This window comes from Cognatiyoonia sp. IB215182, from assembly GCF_033963905.1.
Taxonomy (GTDB): Bacteria; Pseudomonadota; Alphaproteobacteria; order Rhodobacterales; family Rhodobacteraceae; genus Yoonia.
In genome coordinates, this window is sequence record NZ_JAXBMB010000072.1 from 1 (window position 1) to 627 (window position 627).

Annotated in this window: 1 protein-coding gene; it reads right to left on the reverse strand. The window is 56.5% G+C overall.

Translation table 11 applies throughout. The features are described 5' to 3' along the window. Positions 1-447, reverse strand: a 447-nt coding sequence (locus SLH47_RS26310; RefSeq protein ID WP_320244107.1) for a DUF899 family protein, incomplete at its 3' end; no start/stop codon positions are given. Positions 448-627 lie beyond the last annotated feature (180 nt).

The following is a 627-nucleotide window of genomic DNA, read 5'->3' on the forward strand; positions in this document are numbered from 1 at the left end:
ATCATAGTTGAAGTCGCTGCCAAAGGACGACACCCAGGGGAATGTCCAGCCACGCTTGGCCTTGTAGGCTTCAATTTTAGCGATCGGCGCGCGTGAGACATAGGCGAATGCAGTATCGCCATCGTGAAGATGCTCAAGATGATTTGACGAGATCTCATCTGCCAGATGAGTGCAACTCGAACAGCCGTTATCCCATTCGGGATCAAACATGAAATGGCCGATAAACAATTGGTGCGCATCGCCGAAAAGATCGCGCAGCGTCAGTGCGCCCTGGGGTCCTTCAAATGTGTAGTCCTTCTCCATGCGAACCATCGGCAGCCGTCGCCGCATGGCGTTGACCGCATCGCGTTCACGCGTGATCCTCTTTTCTTGCGCCAGAAGCGCCTTGCGCGCCTCCAACCAAGCGTCTTTCGACACGATTTCAGGATAGGCAGTTGCGTCGGGCATGGTCCGTCTCCTTATAGAATGAGTTGAGTTGGCGAAGCATCATGCAGAGCCCGCCGCGCGTTTGGCGTCGGCGGCCCCGAAATGCGCAATCTGGTCGGCATATGCCTTCTTGAACGCCGCCCGTGCGGTGGCACGCGCCACATAGTCTTGGCAGGCTAACCGCTCGGCAAAGACATCGTA